A 17,581-nucleotide genomic window follows, 5' to 3' on the forward strand; every position below is an offset into this window, starting at 1 on the left:
AAAATCAAGATATACGGAATTCAATCGATTAACTTTGTTTCTAAAGGTTAAAGGGTATGGCGATCGCTTTCCAGTCTTGGTATAAAAGATCGGTATGCCATTAATAAGAGTGGTGTATTCGATCGCATAACTGAGTTGTAGATTTGTTAGACCTATACTTAAAGAAATGGACTTTTTTAAGATAGAGTTCAATGGAGTTGTATAAATGGAATTAGTCAGTTTGATATTGATAGTAGGTTACGGGCTAGGTCTGTGGAAGTTTTGGAGTGGCTTCGAGCGCACTAACTTTCAACGCTCTTTTCCCAATCGTCTGAGTTTGGCTTTAATGTGGCCTATTTTATTTAGTACAAGTAAGTCCTACCGTCAAAACTTTAGAAAGGCGTTAAAAGGTTAAGCGTCTCTGTGGAACGCGTGTGGTTGATCGGCGGAACTCAAGAGAGTGCTTCTTTAGCAGTTCTTCTCTGCCATTCCCAAATTCCTTGTACTGTTTCTGTAACAACAGAGTCAGCGCGATCGCTCTACCCAGATAGCCCTATGATACGGGTTTGGGTGGGGCGATTGATTGCAGAGAGTTTAAATGAGTTTTTGCGGGAACAGCAAATTGTTGTTGTGATTGATGCGTCGCACCCTTTTGCTGTGGAGATTTCTCAGGTAGCGATCGCGACTTGTGAAAAATTGCAAATCCCCTACTTGCGCTACGAACGTCCCGTGTTGGAAGAGGGAGAAGGGGCGAAGGGGGGAGTTGTTTGTGTTGATGGTTTTGATACGCTGCTAAGTGGAAATTATTTAGAGAATCAACGAGTGCTGTTGACTGTGGGGTATAAACCATTGCACCTGTTTTTACCTTGGCAAAAGCGAGCGACTTTGTTTGCGCGATTGCTTCCATCTGCTGTGGCTTTGGAAGCTGCGTTTCAAGCTGGGTTTACCAGCGATCGCTTGATTTGTTTGCGTCCTCCAATAGCTGCGGATTTGGAAATAGCTTTGTGGCGACAATGGGATATTTCTTTGGTTGTGAGTAAGGCTTCGGGCTCCCCTGGGGGGGAGGATGTGAAGCGCCAGGTAGCAGGGGAATTGGGTGTAAAGCTGGTATTGGTTTCTCGCCCGGAGGTTGTTTATCCACAACAAACAAGTGATTTTTTGGTGGTTTTGGGGTTTTGTGAAAGATATATTTGGAATCGCACAAACGCAGAAGACACAGAGAAAAGAGTGGGAAAGAATCGGTAATTTCAGACGGACAAGGGAGTCGTAGCGAGTTATGAAGTTCAATGTTGTCATTGGACATCGTAACTCTCTCCCTTGTCCCCCTGCTTCGGACTCAAATTAGGAGCGCTATATTCCATAAGTGCATAAAGAGATTTTACTGACACCTATTAGTAAGAGGAAGGAAACGCATACCAAGTTCAGAAGGGCTAAAGCCCTCTCTTTAATTGGGCTAGGGTGTACACCAAGTCTTCTAAAGTGTATTCTTGCGGTTTCGATCCTCCCTAACCCCCCTTAAAAAAGCTATCCATTACCCGCATCTTTCTTAACAATCGCAAAACTCGGATGAAGAAAGGGTTTGAGGAGAAATACGGACTCTAGGGGTTGACAAAAATCAAATGATGTAGAGTAGGGGAGATGGAAGTGGTGGTCTGATGGCGGATGTGGATAGCCATGCTTGTTAAAGATCACTCGAGTGGCGAGGGAAAAATTTGTGGAAGGAATTGCGACAGAGAACCTTTCAGGGGCAGTGGATAAGCAAAGGAAAAGTCTACAATGGTGAAAATGTAAGGAGAATAAGTTCTAAAAATATTCGACAACAAATACTTGAGTAAAAAGAAGTTAGTGAGGTGCGAAAGTCATTTTTAGATGGGGTTTGCAGCAGGTTGTATGAGTACGGCAATCATCGCCAGAACACTACTGTTTCAAAAACGATAAAACAGGTATCAGATTCAATCTGTTGCAGAGCGGCGCGAGGGGGCTAAGCCGCCCCCTCAGGACTCCCCGGCGTGCCAGTTTCAAATGACCATACAAAAACTACTACTGATGCCTCAAAGGGTACAAATGGTCATCTTCAACTGGCTGAATCAAAAATCATGAATTCTGCCAGATTTTGAGCACTGAGCTTGAATGTCGTCAAGAAATTGAAAAGACTGCACTTCGAGCTAGCCCAAGACTGGCGCAACAGTTTCAACAGCGATTGTGACACAGAGGGTGTCCAATGGGAGTTGAAGATCTGTGCAGATAGTATAATTATGATGGAAAAAATCATTCAGACGCTCAGCAGTAACGGTGAATGAAGCAACAGATGCGGAGACTAGGGGACAGTCTGAGGCTGTGAGATCACAGATGAGGATCGAACCTCAACAAGCGTTGTCAACGCAAGAGAAATTGGCGGTATAAACCGCTTGGGGGCGAGACTCTGCGCTTTGGTTTGTCTCGACGCCCGGTGTCTGTTAGATCACCATGTAGAAAGAGGATATTGGCGAGTGCTTGAAAACAAGAGGTAAGTGTCAATGTATCAGTGGGCAGAAAAGGAACTCGAGAGTCTGGATTTGGGAGATAGAAGACGGGAAAAACGATTGAGAAAAATGGTGGAAGATTTAGCTTCTCAACCCGGAGAAAGTGTACCACAAGCGTGTGGAGATATAGCAGCAACAACAGCCGCGTATGATTTTTGGAAGTCGCCCTATTTCCAGCCAGATGATATTCGGCAAGCGCATCAAACGAGTACAATTAAAAGAATAGAATCACATCAAATCCTACTGGCAATTCAAGATACAACGAATATCGATTTAACACACCATCCTCAAACGACAGGTTTGGGATATCTGGACTGTGCAACAAGTTTTGGATTAAAAGTCCACTCCAGTTTGGTGGCTTCAATAGATGGAGTGCCATTAGGAATTATTCATCAACATGTGTGGACTAGAGAACTGGAAAATTTAGGCATATCTAAAAAACGGCATCAAAGAGAAACAGCAGAAAAAGAAAGTCAACGTTGGTTAGATACAGAACAAGCTATACATCAGTTAATTCCCCCAGAGAAAATTGTGGTGACGGTAGCGGATTCAGAGGCAGACATATTTGATTTATTCAATCAAGAACGAGCCCAAAATTTTCATTTATTGATTCGTGGAACTCACAACCGAAAAGTAGACCACAATGCCAAGTATTTACATGAAGCCATCAATGCAACACCTGCACGTGGGGAGCTGAAGGTGGAGGTGAACCGCTCACCACAACAGCATTGGAGAATCGCCCATCTCACTATTCGATTTGCCACATTGGACATAGCAGTGCCATCGAATCATATCAGAAGAAAGCAGCTAAATCCTGTGAAGTTACAAGTGATTTTAGCCAGAGAAGAGAATCCTCCAGAAGGCGTTAGTCCCATTAGTTGGTTATTATTAACGAGTCTTGAGATTAAGAGTTTAGAAGATGCGGCCCGGTGTGTGCGTTGGTATACGTATCGATGGTTAATTGAACGCTACCACTATGCATTAAAGAGTGGCTGTGGAATCGAAAAATTACAGTTAGAAACTGGGCGTCGCATCCACATGGCACTAGCAACTTATTCAATTGTGGCATGGCGTTTACTCTGGTTAACTTATGAAGCGCGAATGCACCCACAGACTCCGTGCGATACAGTTTTAGAAACCCATGAATGGCAATCATTATGTGTGACTATTTCGCAAAATCCTCATCCTCCACAAACACCACCCTCTCTTAATGAAGCTGTGAGAATGATTGCTAAACTGGGAGGTTTTTTAGGACGAACTCGTGACGGAGAACCGGGTTTAAAGACAATTTGGCGTGGTTTAAAAAGATTACATGATATTGCTGCTACCTGGAAATTACTGAAAAACCATTGTGCTACTTAACAATTAAGATTTTTGACGGTAGCAGGCAGAGAACAGAGGGCATCTATCTTCTGTTTATCCCTGCTATCAATACAGTTGAAGAAATGCCAAAAATCCGGGTGGCAACTGTTAACGGACTTCAAACTTCATCCCATTTTTCTGATTCTTCCATCTGCGGTGTGCTTTTCCCTTGCGTGCCATTTGGGTCTTAAACCCTTGAACATTCGCTCACTCTATGTTGGTCACGAGCAAGTATTCTCCAATGAACAGAGCAAAGCGATGCTGCATCTACTAGCTTCTTTCAGCACTTCAGGCTAACACCTGAAGTGCTATCAACAACAAAATTCCACAAGTTTTGCCAATCTCGCAGAATTCATGATTTTTGATTCAGCCAGTTGAAGATGACCATTTGTACCCTTTGAGGCATCAGTAGTAGTTTTTGTATGGTCATTTGAAACTGGCACGCCGGGGAGTCCTGAGGGGGCGGCTTAGCCCCCTCGCGCCGCTCTGCAACAGATTGAATCTGATACCTGTTTTATCGTTTTTGAAACAGTAGTGTTCTGGCGATGATTGCCGTACTCATACAACCTGCTGCAAACCCCATCTAAAAATGACTTTCGCACCTCACTAACTTCTTTTTACTCAAGTATTTGTTGTCGAATATTTTTAGAACTTATTCTCCTTACATTTTCACCATTGTAGACTTTTCCTTTGCTTATCCACTGCCCCTGAAAGGTTCTCTGTCGCAATTCCTTCCACAAATTTTTCCCTCGCCACTCGAGTGATCTTTAACAAGCATGGCTATCCACATCCGCCATCAGACCACCACTTCCATCTCCCCTACTCTACATCATTTGATTTTTGTCAACCCCTAGAGTCCGTATTTCTCCTCAAACCCTTTCTTCATCCGAGTTTTGCGATTGTTAAGAAAGATGCGGGTAATGGATAGCTTAAAAAAGGGGGAACTTCATTCCAATTCTCCCTTTTCACGATGTTTTATCTCTTTTCTAGAGATCTGTACACCACCGTAGCTCTTTAATTGGGAGAGAGGGTTGGTAAGGGTTTTTCCATGATTTATCGGGGCTGTCTTCGTCAATGAAATGATTGGGAGATTTACCATGTTAACAATGGATATGCCTTTACAGGCTAATATTTTAGGTTTCTTGGCATTAACTTGCTATATTCTCACACTACTTCCCACAATTCTGAGAATCGTGTTTCCTCAGACAAAGGAGACTGGAATTCCTCAAGTGCTTCTTAAGCATCGGCGCTCGATTGGCATTTTAGCTTTCGTTTTTACTGTGTTTCATGGTTTGCCATTAATCAAACAAAGAAATATCGATCTGTTCGATTTAAAAACATTTTGGATTTATTTACAGGGGATATCCACTTTCATAATTTTTGCCTTATTAACAATTACCTCAAACGATTGGAGTATTAAGAAGCTTAAGAAAAATTGGAAGATATTACATCAACTTACCTATTTTGCCATGTTTCTAATTATTTGGCATATTTGGGACAAAATGTCATATCATTGGACGTATTTAACGCCTATTGAACTGATAGCAATATCGGGAGTCACAGTTTTATTTCTCTACAAGCATTACTGGATTCAATACTTCTGTGGAAAACAAAAACAACAGAAAAAAAACGCAGTTCCTATGTTACCAGCAAGTAAAAGTAAAGTGACCAACCATCGGTGACTCGCGAGCGGTTAATTTTTTGGTAACAAAAATAAGAGTGCAAGCAATATATAAATGGATGTTACAAATTTTTTACTTTAAATATGGGAGAACTTTTGTATGCTACCAAAATTAATTCCTAAGAAAGTGTCAGTTGCACTTGCAATTACAGCTATCATAGGTGTTTTGGGATTTAGTTGGTCTAAATCGCTTTCTCAATCAAAGCTGGAAATGTGCGTACCAGCTTCTCAAGATTATAAGACTCTTAAAGGGCATTCGTATTGGGTTTATGCGATCGCAATGAGTCCAGATGGCAAAACTTTAGCTTCTGGTAGTTATGACGGTACTATTAAGGTTTGGAATCAACAAGCTGGCAAATTACTTTATAGCATCCAAGGTCATACAAGTGACGGTCATGGTGACGCGGTAAAATCTCTTGCGATCGGTTCCAACGGACGTATTCTCGCCAGTGGTAGTTGGGATAACCGAATTAAATTGTGGAATCTCGAAAACGGCAAATTAATTCGTACATTGACTGGACATTCAGACAATATTGATTCGGTTGCTATTAGCTCGGATATGAAAACCTTAGCATCCGGTAGTTGGGATAGAACAGTTAAATTATGGGATTTGAAAACTGGTAAATTAATTCGCACGTTAAAACACAAATACCCAGTACAAACAGTTGCGATTGATACACAAAGGCAACTTGTCGCCAGTGGTACTGAAGACGGAAAAATTTTTATTTGGAATCTTGTTAATGGTCAGTTAAAACTTCCCTTAGCCGCACATGAAAAAGCAATTTCATCTTTGAGTTTTAGTCCTGATGAAAAAATTCTTGCTAGTAGCGACTATGAAGGAAAAATTAAACTATGGAATATGGATAACGGACAATTGTTAAATACTCTTAGCGGACATAACGGAGCAGTTTGGTCAGTTGCTTTTAGCCCCAATGGAAAATCTATTGCTAGTGGTGGTTATGACAGGACAATTAAGCTCTGGAATGTACAAAACGGTCAATTGTTAAAAACTCTATCAGGACACGATAAAGCAGTTTGGAGTGTGGCTTTCAATCCAGAAAGCGATCGTATTCTTGCAAGTGGTAGTGCAGATGAAACAATTAAGATTTGGAACTTGTCTGAAAACCTTTAAAAAGGCATAGGTTGCAGTTTTATAGCTTGTTAGTCATACAAAGTCCCTCTCGATCGGGAAAGCATCCCAATGAATGCACATTGCTCTTAGAACAGAATTCTGGGGCTATACGAACCGAGTCAGCGCAAGCGGACTTGATTGAAGCCTGTGTAGCGCCCTCTTTGTTTGTATAGCCGCGATTTCCAATCGTCAGCGTTTTTTCCTCATTGGGATGCTCCCTTCGGTCTGTGCAATTTTACACATGAATCCCCGTCAATAAAGGATGGGGAGAAGTCAAAAGCAGTTGATAACGACCCCGGTCGCTTTTAATATAGATTGAGATTATTGATTTTTTGTTAGCGCTCCCATTTCTTTAAGGAATGGGAGCGTTTTTGAGTTTGGCGCGAGAGAGCTACTCACAGCCTTTGTCTACTTCTTCCGTCTGTTGATGATGTGAATCACTGCACCTGCAGCTCCACAATCAACTGCATCTCCAAGGGTATCTTTACCGGGACGAGTGATAGCACCAACGGCTACACCAGATGCTGCACCGACTGCGACGTCTTGAGCCAAACTGCGGTTTTTAGGAGACCTCCTCAAACCGTTAGCACCGTTAACAGCAGCACCAGCAGCACCACACTTAACAGCATTATTAATTACGGAACCACGACCTCTAATAGCTCCGGAAACAGCACCAACACCAGCGCCAACAGCTGCATCGCGTCCCACTTTTCTGTCAGCTAGAGCAGATTGATATGGCAGAAAACTTGCGCCAATTAAACCAGTTGCCATCAGGCTTGATAGCACTGTACGTTTCAAAATCCAATTCATAGACTTACTCCTCAAACGTTGAACGATATTATTTGAGTTTCATTTTCCCCTTCTCCAGTCTATACAAAAATCAACGGTTTTTACATGAAAAATCTTTCACGATCGCCGTAATTTTCATTCATCAAGGCACCAATGTGTAGCAATTTTCTTTGATTTGTAAAATACACGCAGCGTGGGTATTGCTTGCCAGATAAGGCTTTTGAAGGGTAAACCGCATTCTAAACTACTTAATTGTTTTTTTATAAACTATTTAAAATTACTATATCTTTTGACTTACTATTATTTCTGCAATTATTCCATATGTTGTATGCCATTTTAGCGATCGTCACATTCTTAGCAGTGAATTGTTAGTAGTTAGCTGTTAAGAGTCGCTACTAACAATTCACTGCTATTCACTTAGAAAGCTTGAATCCACTCTTTAACTGTATACTCAGTCCAAATACCGTTTTGCCAATAGGGATCGGCTTCAACTAACTGACGCACTGTGGCTTCGTCTTCAGCTTCGTAAATACCAAAAACTTTGGTGACATCTTTGGTAGGTCCGATAGTAATCAATACACCAGATTCTTTTTGCTTTGCGAGTCCCTCTAAATGTGCTTCGCGGTAAGGCGCACGTTTTTCTAGAACATCTTCGCAGTAACTTCCCCACATCACATATTTAGGCATGGTTATTTTTTTGAGAATTATTAACAACCGCAAATGCACGCAGATGCAAGCAGATAATAACCATCATATCAGCGTCCATCTGTGTTCATCTGCGGTCAATAATTCCAATTAACTTCTTAAGGTCACCCCAAATTTTTCAACCAAAGCTTCGCGTACTTTGTTATGAACGGATTGCACTTCAGCATCGGTCAAAGTGCGATCGCTCGCCCTATAGAGCAAGCGGAATGCCAAACTCCGCTGTCCTTCGGGGACGTGTTCGCCACGATACTCGTCAAAGAGTTCCACACCATCTAACAACTCTTTACCCGCTTTGGTAATTGCTTTTTCAATTTCAGCAACGGATACCTTCACGGGTGCAAAGAAGGCGATATCTCGGTCAGAAGCTGGGTAAGTGGAGTAGGGTTTAAAGGGCGGTACGAGAATTTCATCAGCGTCTAAAGAAGTCAACAGCACGCCTAAGTCTAACTGGAACACGTAGACAGAATCCGGTAAACCTTTTTCTTTCCGGACTTGAGGATGTAGCTGTCCAAAGACACCCAATCTATTACCCCGAAGCCATAAAGAAGCAGTTCGCCCTGGGTGCAAGCGGGAATCTTTGCGATCGGGTTGATACTCTACGTTCAACCCCATATGCTGAAATACACCTTCTAAAATTCCTTTGGCTTCATACCAAGTCATTGGCTCTTCGCGACCGCTTGTTACCCACTTGCTTGAAGTTGTATCACCTCCAAGAATACCAGCAACCGCCTCTGCTTCCCTCAGCCCATCTTCGTCTTGCCAAAAAATCCGTCCAAATTCATAGCCATTGAGCGAACCGTTTCCCTGCTCTATATTGTACTGAAATGCATCAATCAATCCAGCTATGAGGTCAGTTCGCAACGCCGAATATTCTGCAAACAAAGGATTGCTCAGAACAATCTGTCTGTCTTCCCCAGGTTTTACTAAGGAGTAATGCATCAGTTCGGTCAATCCTGCGGCTCGAAGCGACGCTCGCAACTTGCGCGTTTGTTCCCAATCAACAGGCAAGTAACCTGCTTCTGCGGTTTCTGGTAAAGTGTCGCAGAACTTATCATATCCGTAGAGACGGGCAACTTCTTCTATTAAATCAATTTCTCGTTCTAGGTCACGGTAACGATAGGGAGGAACGGAAACCATCCACCGATTTTCATCAATAGGAGTTAATTTGCACCCAAGTGCTGTTAGTGTACGTTCAACATCTTGGCTTTGTAGTTCTCCTGTATCTTCCCCCAAATCGGTAGGACCGAGAACCTGATTTACTCTGTCCAAACGCAATTCTATCGATCGCACCCAAGTGGAAGGATCGGGGCGGGAGTCAGAAATTTCTTGATGTGCGATCGTACCTTCAGCCAGTTCGCTCAAAAGTGACAAAGCGCGACGTGTCGCCATCTCCAATTCAGCGCGGTTGACGCCCCGCTCGTACCTAGTGGAAGACTCACTTCTCAAACCCACGCTGCGAGAAGAACGGCGAATTGCCACGGAATCAAACAGTGCAGCTTCCAATACCAGGTTTTGAGTTTCATCATGGACTTCAGTGTCTTCTCCACCCATAACTCCCGCGATCGCAACAGGTCGATCTCCTGCAGTAATCAATAAGTTTTGAGTTGATAGAGTGCGAGTTTGCCCATCCAGAGTTTTAATAGTTTCACCAGCATTGGCAAAACGGACGCCAATTTCTAAAGAAGTACCGGGGCGCGTCGGCGTACCTGCAACACTCAAGAGACGTTCTCGGTCAAAAGCGTGCAAAGGTTGTCCCCATTCTAACATTACATAGTTAGTAATATCTACAACATTATTTATGGGTCGTACTCCAGCAGAACGCAATCGCTGTTGCAACCAATCAGGTGATGTTGCAATTTTAACATTTTCAACGCTCGTCCCGATATACGCGGGACAAGCTTGCGTATCTGCTATTTGGAGAGATAAATTAAACTTACCTTCCGAACTTGATGTTTCACCAGGTTCGCTGAGCGATAGCTTTGCATTAGTTAGGGCTGCAACTTCACGGGCTATCCCTACCATACATAAAGCGTCAGCACGGTTAGCAGTAGCAGTCACATCTAAAATGACATCATCTAAACCTAATAGCGGACGCACATCGCTACCCAAGGGTAAGTTATCTTGAGCAAAAATGTGAATTCCATCCACATCGTTAGGCAAACCCAGTTCCTTCAAAGAACAAATCATACCTTCAGATGGGACACCGCGTAATTTTGCAGGTTTAATTTTTAAGTCGATGTTAGGTAGGTAAGTTCCTACAGTCGCTACTGGTACGTAAATATCTGCTCGGACGTTAGATGCGCCACAAACAATATTGAGATTTTCACCCTTACCTATATCGACTTGGCAAACACTCAATTTATCAGCGTTAGGATGGGGTTGACGTTCCAAGACTCTCCCCACAACAACACCATTTGCCCAAGTTCGGCGATCTTCAATATCTTCTACTTCAAACCCAGCTAATGTCAGTGTTTCTGCTAACTCTTCCGGGCTAAGTTTTAATTCGACGAGTTCCTGTAACCATTTAAGTGAGATACGCATGAATGTGTTGGGCTGTTCGATGAGTTTATAAACGCACAGTCTATTCTAAAACTAAATCTTGGCTAATAGCTAATAGCTAATAGCTAACTGCTAATTGCTAATTGCTAATTGTTGTTTTTCATCAGCCATTAACCATTAGCCATTAACCATTAGCCATTAGCAATTAACAACCTTGCTTTATCGGCTTGTTCTTGAACGCTTTCCTTGAGCCATTCGCCAATGGATTTACCAAGTTTGACAGAAATTGTTGGATCTTGTATGAAAGTTTGTTGAATTTGTTGCTGTAACTCCGGTTTCTTCTGACGTGCGAGTTCATCAATTCTAGTGTCTGAAACGAATTTACGTATCCAAGCGGGTATGTCTGTATCTTTAATGAGAGATTCACCCACAAAGTAAGCTAAGACTCCAACAATCGGTGCAATAATTCCCGTAAAAAACAGGATATGAAATAAGCCAGCTAAAATAACTCCGACGATAATACCGACAAGGTGACCGACAAAGACCGAAAGCCCTGTAAAATCATTAAATGAGATGGAAGTCGGGACTTTTTCAGCGCGATCGCCCAAATCAATGCTTTTATTTCCAAGTGTCCCAATGGGTAAACCATACTTGAGACAAATGGAATCTGTTTTTTCTCTCACCTCGTTTTGAACATCTAACAGCCACCGAACTAAACTAGCAGCCATTTTGTCATTGGCTTCACTTCCTGTTAACCAAGTTTTGGCTTTTTGCTGTATTTCTGATTCAAGAGCAGAGAGGGTTAAAATTTTGCGATCGCGCCATAATTTTACACTAGGAGCAATAACTTGGTCTACCAAACCATCTGCTAAGTCTTCTGCTAACTTTTCTAGAAAAGCAGGTATGCGATTTCCGACAATACCTGTCAATTCTCGGTCAAGAAATTGACCGATCTCTTCCAAAAACCCTTCTGTACGAACATAAACTCGTCCCCAACGCGATAATCCTCTGGCAATAGAAAGTTCTGCTTCTCCATCTCGCTTGCAAGATAAATTTGGAAAGACTTCCTGAGATATTTTTACAATAAAGCCCATTTTAGAAGCACTCCCTGTGAGGAGAATCGAACTCGGTTGAATTCCTATTTGCTCCAATTTTTGTTTGACTTCTTGCAATTGGTCGTGAAAAGCATCATACCAACTTTTATTCCCAAGCGCTGGCAAAGGTTCATGGAGGATAGCTTGCATCGTTTTGCCATTCACTACAGGCAAAAATCTAAATTTTCTTTGAATATCTTCAATCCCGACATTCACTAAATTCTTGTCATAAGAATCCTCATAATTAAAATATTCTTCTTTCGCTTTTCGGCATCGGAGTTCGCAGCGATTTTTGTATAATGGGCTTTGCTCGAGCATGCTTTCAAGTTGTGAAATCTCTTCTAGTTGTAAAATTTCTTCATCTCTGAGGACTTCTCCCAGTCGTAAAATTTCTTCATGTCCTTCCCTGTATTGCTTGTGACATTTAAGGCTTGTCTTGAGAATTTCTTTATCTATCAGAGATGCACCTAAATCGTGTCCGAAATCTATGGGAGTATCAGACATTCCTTTCACAAGAGTGTAATCTGTTGTAGAAGAACCAATATCAACAATTAATACTGACTTTTGCAATTCATTGATAGTGAATATGCCACTTTCTTTGGCGTGCATTAAAGCCGCTCGTGACTCTTTCACGACTGTGATATTTTGCAATCCCTCTTCCGAAAGAAGTTTCTTGTATGTTTCAATTTCTTCTTGCCACCATCCTGACGGACAACCTATAAAAAAGTGATTGATATCATCTAATTGAATTTGTTTTGTATCAATGAGATGTTTGTAAATAGCTTTGACAAACTCTTGAAGACTTTTTTTATATTCTATAACATTAAATTTTCTAGTTTTAAAAGCTATTTCAAAGAGAGTAGCATCAGACATTTGACACGCCATTTCACCGATAATCACCCCTTTATTAGGATGATGGGCGATAGCAGTAATTTGGCTTTTTCTATTATTGATGAGTAAGCTTTGCGGTTCTGACTCTGAATTATCGGCTCTAACCCAAGTTAGTGCTGTTTCCCCGTGTCCTAAATCAAACCCGATAATTTTAATTTCTTGATAGTCGTGCATTGTAAATTATTATTTTTTAATTGTTAGTTGTTGTTGGTTAGTTGTTAGTTGTCTTCTACTACCGACTAACAACTAACTACTAACAGGTTCAATAACAGATCCCGGTAAAAGGACTTGATTATCTTTAATAAAGGCGTGTTTTAGAGTAATATAATCTGTGACTTGTGGATCGAGACTGGGCTCAAAGTAAAACATTGATAAAGGTTCCATCTCTAAGTTCTCTTCCTGCAAGGGTTGATAAACTCGAGCCTCAATTCCATAGTGTCTTAAAATTGTTGCTGCTTGTTCAATGCGTCGGCGTACAGCAGTTGGAAGTTGAGTTTGTTTATCTAAGGCGTCTGCCATTAAGTCTTGTAAGTACTCTAATAAATCTAAATTATTTTCCAACCCTAGTTTGGATGCTTTTTCTTCTCTGACTCCATAAGCAGCAACAGTTAAATCTATTGACTGAAAAGCTTGATAGAGGTGGTCTAGTAACTTATCAATGTTGATACTTATTTTTGCTTCTTTCTGCAATTCTACCTGTGATATATTATCTGAATTTTCAGGTAACTTGATTTCCCGAACTATCTTTCCTATAATTCCTCCCGTAACTGCTCCTATTAATCCCCACCAATAACCTCCCGCCAAAGTTCCCGCTACACCTCCGGCGAGTAAGCTGCTAATGACTTCGCGATTGTGTTGGATTTGTTGCGAGATGGCTTGCTTGCGATCGCCCAAGTATTTCTCTAAATGAGCAATGTTGTGCAATGGCAATAGAGTACTCAAGCCAAACTTGGTTAAGCCTTCCTGGTTTTGCGATCGCATATTATCGGCGCTCATTACAGGAGTATCTTGACTGGGGCTTTGCATTTCAACCAATATCAAAATACTTGTGTATCGCTCGAGCATTTTTAGCATGACTGTTGCAAGACGTGCTTGCTGTGGCGTCAACCCGTTGATGTATTCACTATTAAAGTCTGCAAGTCTGTTAATCTCGTTTTGTACTAGCTGAACAGCTTGCTCGGATGTCTCTATATTCTCTAGTTGAGTTTTCAGTTTTTGTTTTTCTTCTTGATAAGAAGATACAAGTGTTTTCATGATAAATATTGGGGCATCCCTTCACTCTTGTTTCCAACCTCTGGCTGGCAATGACTTCAGATGGGTTACTGCGTCCTGTACTCTACTGAATAGGCAAGGCTGAGGCTCTCCGCGTGCATTCCCAAGCAGCTCCTTGGGAACTAAAAATTCTTGTTTCTTAATTCATTTTAACATTATTTTTCACAGTTGTATGGTTGATTAGTGCTTACATACTAGCTGTGAATTCGTTTTTTTTGCTCTAGCGATCGGCTTATATTTTTTTACTTACAAAAAGAAACCCAGTTTTTTCAAAACCAGGCTCTTTTCACTATACTTTACAATTTTGGTGCAAGTTTCCCTTTAAGACTGCTCTGTTTGCAAGCGAGAATCTTTTTGGGGTAACTGCTCCTTTTCTGAGGATTGAGGTTGTTGTCGCAATGAGGGTGGAGTCGCTTGACGAAATGCTCCACAGTAATACATTGTCATCACTGCTTTAAACGCCCAATGGTCGGGTGATACATCGCTAAAAGGTATGGGTAAAGTTTCTGCTTGGTTGCGGACACAAGCATCAGGAACTTGACTTCCGTGGGTAGGAGGAGTCACAGGCGAATCTTGAGCATTAACAAGAGCAGTGAAGTAGGTAGTATTTAATACTAGTATACTGGCTGCTACAACTTTAAAGAAATTCATTGCTGTAAAAAAGTACTAAGTCGTAGAAAACATAACAATCGTTAGTAGTAGCATAACCATTCCAACCACCCAAAGCATTAACGAACCCCAACCTACAGAATCTTCCTGTACTTTATGCCAGAAATTAGTTATTAAATTTTGACGAGTAGCCATAACAATTCCCTCCGATTTTTAGTAGCTCTTACCAGACGCCACTAACCGAATTTCAACCATTAAGATTCACTAGCACTTGACCGCATTAATTGTGAGAAGCTGCAAGCTCCCCGACTTCTTTAAGAAGTTGGGTATCTAAGCAAACGAACTCACAACAATGAATGCAGGAGATCGCTAGAGTACAATTTATGTCTTGAAATTCCACTAAATATGAGTGTTTAAACTCACTTTCCCAATTCAATAAACACGATTCCAGAAAAGATATTTCTTCTCTGTATATATTTTTATTCTCTCACAAGTAAGAGTTGACACTTGCACGATCGCACTTTCTTGAGAAAAAACTTAATGCTGATTATTGTTCGCGCTAAAAATATAAACAAAAAGTGACAGGCAATTATCGGATTAATACTGCTACAATATCATCTGCTTTCTGCCGTTCATTCCACTCATGCAACCATTTAAAACATTACTGCGGGTCAGGCACTACGAAATGGATGCCCTGGGACACGTTAATAATGCCGTCTACCAAAATTACTTAGAACAAGCCGCTGTAGAACATTCGGAACACTTAGGTTTGACTCTGGATGTCTATCGAGAATTAGGTGGCGTGTTTGTTATGCGACGAGTAGAAATTGACTACCTCCGTCCTGCGATCGCGGGTGATACCCTTGAGGTGACAACTTGGCTCAAGGAAATGCGAGGGACTCGTGCTTATCGAAGGTACGAAATTCGCAAGCAAAGCCAAGAAGATTTATTGGTCACGGCTGAAGCGTTGTGGGTATGGGTGGATGTTAAAACAATGCGTCCCCGAGCAATCCCAAATCTTTTGCAAGAAAAATTCTTACAAATAAGTATGTAATTGTAAAAAATGTTGTTAAAATCTGACCAATCATCACGTAGGCGTGGCGGTTTGACTTATGAAAGAGTATGATCTACCTTTAGCCTGTAAAGATCTGACTTTATAGGGAGGTGCGGGTGCTGTAACAGTATAGGAGTAAGTGATAAAGGGGATTGTAAACAGATATGGATCAAAACGAGCAACAACAGCGCCGTGCTGCTGCTAAGGAGTTTCTTAAATCTCTCAATCAGTTAGAAGATATGCTGCATGAGGACACTCTTGAAAATGAAGAAACCATAGAGTTGCCCAATGCTTGTATTGGTGAAACACAGGAAGCCAACGATGCATCAGCAATTGATTTAGAAGCTTTTGAAGACGCAGTTGCTGACATCGAGCAATATATGGCAAAGAAAAATTATGAATTATGAATGATGAATATTATTTTCATAATTCATAATTCATAATTCATAATTTATAATTCCTTTGCCTTTGAGCTTCGTAAAGCATTAACGCAGCACAGATCGCAACGTTTAAAGATTCTACACCGGGTTGTAAAGGTATTTTGACTTGTACATCTGCCATCGCAGTCAATTCTGTTGATAAACCAGCACCTTCGTTTCCTAACAAAATCAAACTGGGTTTGCACCAGTCTACTTCCCAGTAAGTTAAAGACGCGTTTGGCAAGGTTGCGACAACTTGCATTCCTTCTTCTTGGCTTTGCTGTACTGTTGTTCTGAGATCCGGGCTAACTGCCGTTGCCAAGCGAAACCACTGTCCTGCAGAAGCACGTAACACTTTTGGATTATCTAAATCCACACTATCTTCACTCACCCACAATCCCGATACACCAGCCGCAGCGGCAGTACGAATTATTGTACCTAAGTTGCCGGGATCTTGTATTGTTTCTAATGCTAACACGATATCGGTAAACGGAACTTTCAGAGTGCGATCGCCTCTTTTTGCTGTTGCCACGATACCATCGGGTTGTACTGTAGTCGCGATCGCTTTTAAAACTTCTTCGCTGACAGTTTCTGCTCTTTCGCTGAGATTGCAAACTTGCTGCCATAGAGAAGAATTTGCTGCTTGCCATGCCGAAGTACAGCATACCACCTCTAGAGGATAATTCACGCTTACAGCTTCTTCTACTAAATGCGTTCCCTCTATTAAAAATAGATCTTGCTTGTGCCTCTCCTTAGAAGAGTGAAGTTTGCGAATTTGCTTTACCAGAGTGTTTTGTAAACTAGTTAACATAGAATGAATTATGAGTTATGAATGATGAATGTTGAACTTGCTATTCATAATTCATCATTCATCATTCATCATTTTTTGTCTCTCCTTAGAAGAGTGAAGTTTGCGAATTTGCTTTACCAGAGTGTTTTGTAAACTAGTTAACATAGAATGAATTATGAGTTATGAATGATGAATGTTGAACTTGCTATTCATAATTCATCATTCATCATTCATCATTTTTTGTCTCTCCTTAGAAGAGTGAAGTTTGCGAATTTGCTTTACCAGAGTGTTTTGTAAACTAGTTAACATAGAATGAATTATGAGTTATGAATGATGAATGTTGAACTTGCTATTCATAATTCATCATTCATCATTCATCATTTTTTGTCTCTCCTTAGAAGAGTGAAGTTTGCGAATTTGCTTTACCAGAGTGTTTTGTAAACTAGTTAACATAGAATGAATTATGAGTTATGAATGATGAATGTTGAACTTGCTATTCATAATTCATCATTCATCATTCATCATTTTTTATGCGGAACCCGGGACTTGAACCCGGAAGCCTTGCGGCACTAGAACCTGAATCTAGCGCGTCTGCCAATTCCGCCAGTTCCGCGTGTATTTTTTGTGTTATTTTATTCACAAGTTTTCATTATCTCTCAATGATTTCCAATTGTCAACTAGGAAAATCTAAATTTTGCTACCGGCTACCCCCTATCCCCACTCCCCATTTTCAAGATAATAGTGGACAATCAGAATCTATCGTGTAGAATCGAAACCAACTTA

Annotated in this window: 15 protein-coding genes and 1 tRNA gene; 7 read left to right on the forward strand and 9 right to left on the reverse strand. The window is 41.2% G+C overall.

Features of this window, described 5'->3' with window-relative positions; all coding sequences use genetic code 11:
- Positions 1-205: 205 nt before the first annotated feature.
- The 5 genes from HC643_RS16315 to HC643_RS16335 all read left to right on the forward strand — a co-directional run bounded on the left by HC643_RS16315 (position 206) and on the right by HC643_RS16335 (position 6,676).
- Positions 206-394, forward strand: coding sequence for a hypothetical protein (locus HC643_RS16315; RefSeq protein ID WP_050045861.1), 189 nt, complete (start codon positions 206-208; stop codon positions 392-394).
- Between the two features lie 8 nt (positions 395-402).
- Positions 403-1,224 (forward strand): cobalt-precorrin-6A reductase, encoded by an 822-nt coding sequence (locus tag HC643_RS16320; protein WP_050045862.1) that lies wholly within the window; start codon positions 403-405, stop codon positions 1,222-1,224.
- A gap of 1,271 nt (positions 1,225-2,495) precedes the next feature.
- Positions 2,496-3,863: an IS4 family transposase gene (locus HC643_RS16325; protein WP_038082873.1), complete on the forward strand. Its 1,368-nt coding sequence runs from the start codon at positions 2,496-2,498 to the stop codon at positions 3,861-3,863.
- A 1,097-nt stretch (positions 3,864-4,960) separates the two neighbouring features.
- Positions 4,961-5,545, forward strand: coding sequence for a ferric reductase-like transmembrane domain-containing protein (locus HC643_RS16330; RefSeq protein WP_137986306.1), 585 nt, complete (start codon positions 4,961-4,963; stop codon positions 5,543-5,545).
- A gap of 99 nt (positions 5,546-5,644) precedes the next feature.
- Entirely contained in the window at positions 5,645-6,676 is a 1,032-nt protein-coding gene (locus tag HC643_RS16335) for a WD40 repeat domain-containing protein (protein ID WP_082051715.1), read from the forward strand.
- 408 nt (positions 6,677-7,084) lie between these two features.
- Here HC643_RS16335 and HC643_RS16340 read toward each other — a convergent pair whose 3' ends face one another.
- From HC643_RS16340 to HC643_RS16370, 7 genes are all read right to left on the reverse strand, one after another.
- On the reverse strand, positions 7,085-7,486 hold the full coding sequence (locus tag HC643_RS16340; protein WP_038092645.1) for a hypothetical protein: 402 nt from the start codon (positions 7,484-7,486) through the stop codon (positions 7,085-7,087).
- A gap of 396 nt (positions 7,487-7,882) precedes the next feature.
- Positions 7,883-8,152 (reverse strand): YciI family protein, encoded by a 270-nt coding sequence (locus tag HC643_RS16345; protein WP_038092641.1) that lies wholly within the window; start codon positions 8,150-8,152, stop codon positions 7,883-7,885.
- Positions 8,153-8,260: 108 nt separating this feature from the next.
- Complete coding sequence (gene pheT / locus HC643_RS16350; protein ID WP_038092639.1) at positions 8,261-10,711, reverse strand: phenylalanine--tRNA ligase subunit beta; 2,451 nt, start codon at positions 10,709-10,711, stop codon at positions 8,261-8,263.
- A 149-nt stretch (positions 10,712-10,860) separates the two neighbouring features.
- Positions 10,861-12,828: an Hsp70 family protein gene (locus tag HC643_RS16355; protein ID WP_038092636.1), complete on the reverse strand. Its 1,968-nt coding sequence runs from the start codon at positions 12,826-12,828 to the stop codon at positions 10,861-10,863.
- Between the two features lie 72 nt (positions 12,829-12,900).
- On the reverse strand, positions 12,901-13,908 hold the full coding sequence (locus tag HC643_RS16360; protein WP_038092632.1) for a glycine zipper 2TM domain-containing protein: 1,008 nt from the start codon (positions 13,906-13,908) through the stop codon (positions 12,901-12,903).
- A 339-nt stretch (positions 13,909-14,247) separates the two neighbouring features.
- Positions 14,248-14,577: an S-layer protein gene (locus HC643_RS16365; protein WP_038092629.1), complete on the reverse strand. Its 330-nt coding sequence runs from the start codon at positions 14,575-14,577 to the stop codon at positions 14,248-14,250.
- Between the two features lie 15 nt (positions 14,578-14,592).
- The gene (locus HC643_RS16370; RefSeq protein WP_167844697.1) at positions 14,593-14,730 is read right to left on the reverse strand and encodes a hypothetical protein; all 138 of its coding nucleotides are present in this window, start codon (positions 14,728-14,730) and stop codon (positions 14,593-14,595) included.
- A gap of 448 nt (positions 14,731-15,178) precedes the next feature.
- Between HC643_RS16370 and HC643_RS16375 the strand changes: the two genes are divergently transcribed.
- Positions 15,179-15,589 carry an acyl-CoA thioesterase gene (locus tag HC643_RS16375; RefSeq protein WP_038092626.1) on the forward strand — a complete coding sequence of 137 codons (411 nt, stop codon included), beginning with the start codon at positions 15,179-15,181 and terminating at the stop codon, positions 15,587-15,589.
- A 164-nt stretch (positions 15,590-15,753) separates the two neighbouring features.
- A complete protein-coding gene (locus HC643_RS16380) occupies positions 15,754-15,996 on the forward strand; it encodes a hypothetical protein (RefSeq protein WP_038092623.1) in 243 nt (80 codons plus the stop codon).
- A 37-nt stretch (positions 15,997-16,033) separates the two neighbouring features.
- On the opposite strand, the gene HC643_RS16385 is transcribed toward HC643_RS16380, so the two are convergent.
- Together HC643_RS16385 and HC643_RS16390 are read right to left on the reverse strand one after the other, a co-directional pair.
- Positions 16,034-16,819, reverse strand: a complete 786-nt coding sequence (locus tag HC643_RS16385) for a TrmH family RNA methyltransferase (RefSeq protein ID WP_038092619.1) — start codon at positions 16,817-16,819, stop codon at positions 16,034-16,036.
- 510 nt (positions 16,820-17,329) lie between these two features.
- Positions 17,330-17,411, reverse strand: a tRNA-Leu gene (locus HC643_RS16390).
- Positions 17,412-17,581 lie beyond the last annotated feature (170 nt).

Origin of the sequence: Tolypothrix bouteillei VB521301 (assembly GCF_000760695.4) — a bacterium.
Taxonomy (GTDB): domain Bacteria; phylum Cyanobacteriota; class Cyanobacteriia; order Cyanobacteriales; family Nostocaceae; genus Scytonema; species Scytonema bouteillei_A.

Coding starts and splice junctions, on each gene's coding strand:
- HC643_RS16335 (WP_082051715.1), top strand. CDS start 5,645: ATGCTACCAAAATTAATTCCTAAGAAAGTGTCAGTTGCACTTGCAATT.
- pheT (WP_038092639.1), bottom strand. CDS start 10,711: ATGCGTATCTCACTTAAATGGTTACAGGAACTCGTCGAATTAAAACTT.
- HC643_RS16365 (WP_038092629.1), bottom strand. CDS start 14,577: ATGAATTTCTTTAAAGTTGTAGCAGCCAGTATACTAGTATTAAATACT.
- HC643_RS16360 (WP_038092632.1), bottom strand. CDS start 13,908: ATGAAAACACTTGTATCTTCTTATCAAGAAGAAAAACAAAAACTGAAA.
- HC643_RS16325 (WP_038082873.1), top strand. CDS start 2,496: ATGTATCAGTGGGCAGAAAAGGAACTCGAGAGTCTGGATTTGGGAGAT.
- HC643_RS16385 (WP_038092619.1), bottom strand. CDS start 16,819: ATGTTAACTAGTTTACAAAACACTCTGGTAAAGCAAATTCGCAAACTT.
- HC643_RS16330 (WP_137986306.1), top strand. CDS start 4,961: ATGTTAACAATGGATATGCCTTTACAGGCTAATATTTTAGGTTTCTTG.
- HC643_RS16375 (WP_038092626.1), top strand. CDS start 15,179: ATGCAACCATTTAAAACATTACTGCGGGTCAGGCACTACGAAATGGAT.
- HC643_RS16345 (WP_038092641.1), bottom strand. CDS start 8,152: ATGCCTAAATATGTGATGTGGGGAAGTTACTGCGAAGATGTTCTAGAA.
- HC643_RS16380 (WP_038092623.1), top strand. CDS start 15,754: ATGGATCAAAACGAGCAACAACAGCGCCGTGCTGCTGCTAAGGAGTTT.
- HC643_RS16315 (WP_050045861.1), top strand. CDS start 206: ATGGAATTAGTCAGTTTGATATTGATAGTAGGTTACGGGCTAGGTCTG.
- HC643_RS16355 (WP_038092636.1), bottom strand. CDS start 12,828: ATGCACGACTATCAAGAAATTAAAATTATCGGGTTTGATTTAGGACAC.
- HC643_RS16370 (WP_167844697.1), bottom strand. CDS start 14,730: ATGGCTACTCGTCAAAATTTAATAACTAATTTCTGGCATAAAGTACAG.
- HC643_RS16340 (WP_038092645.1), bottom strand. CDS start 7,486: ATGAATTGGATTTTGAAACGTACAGTGCTATCAAGCCTGATGGCAACT.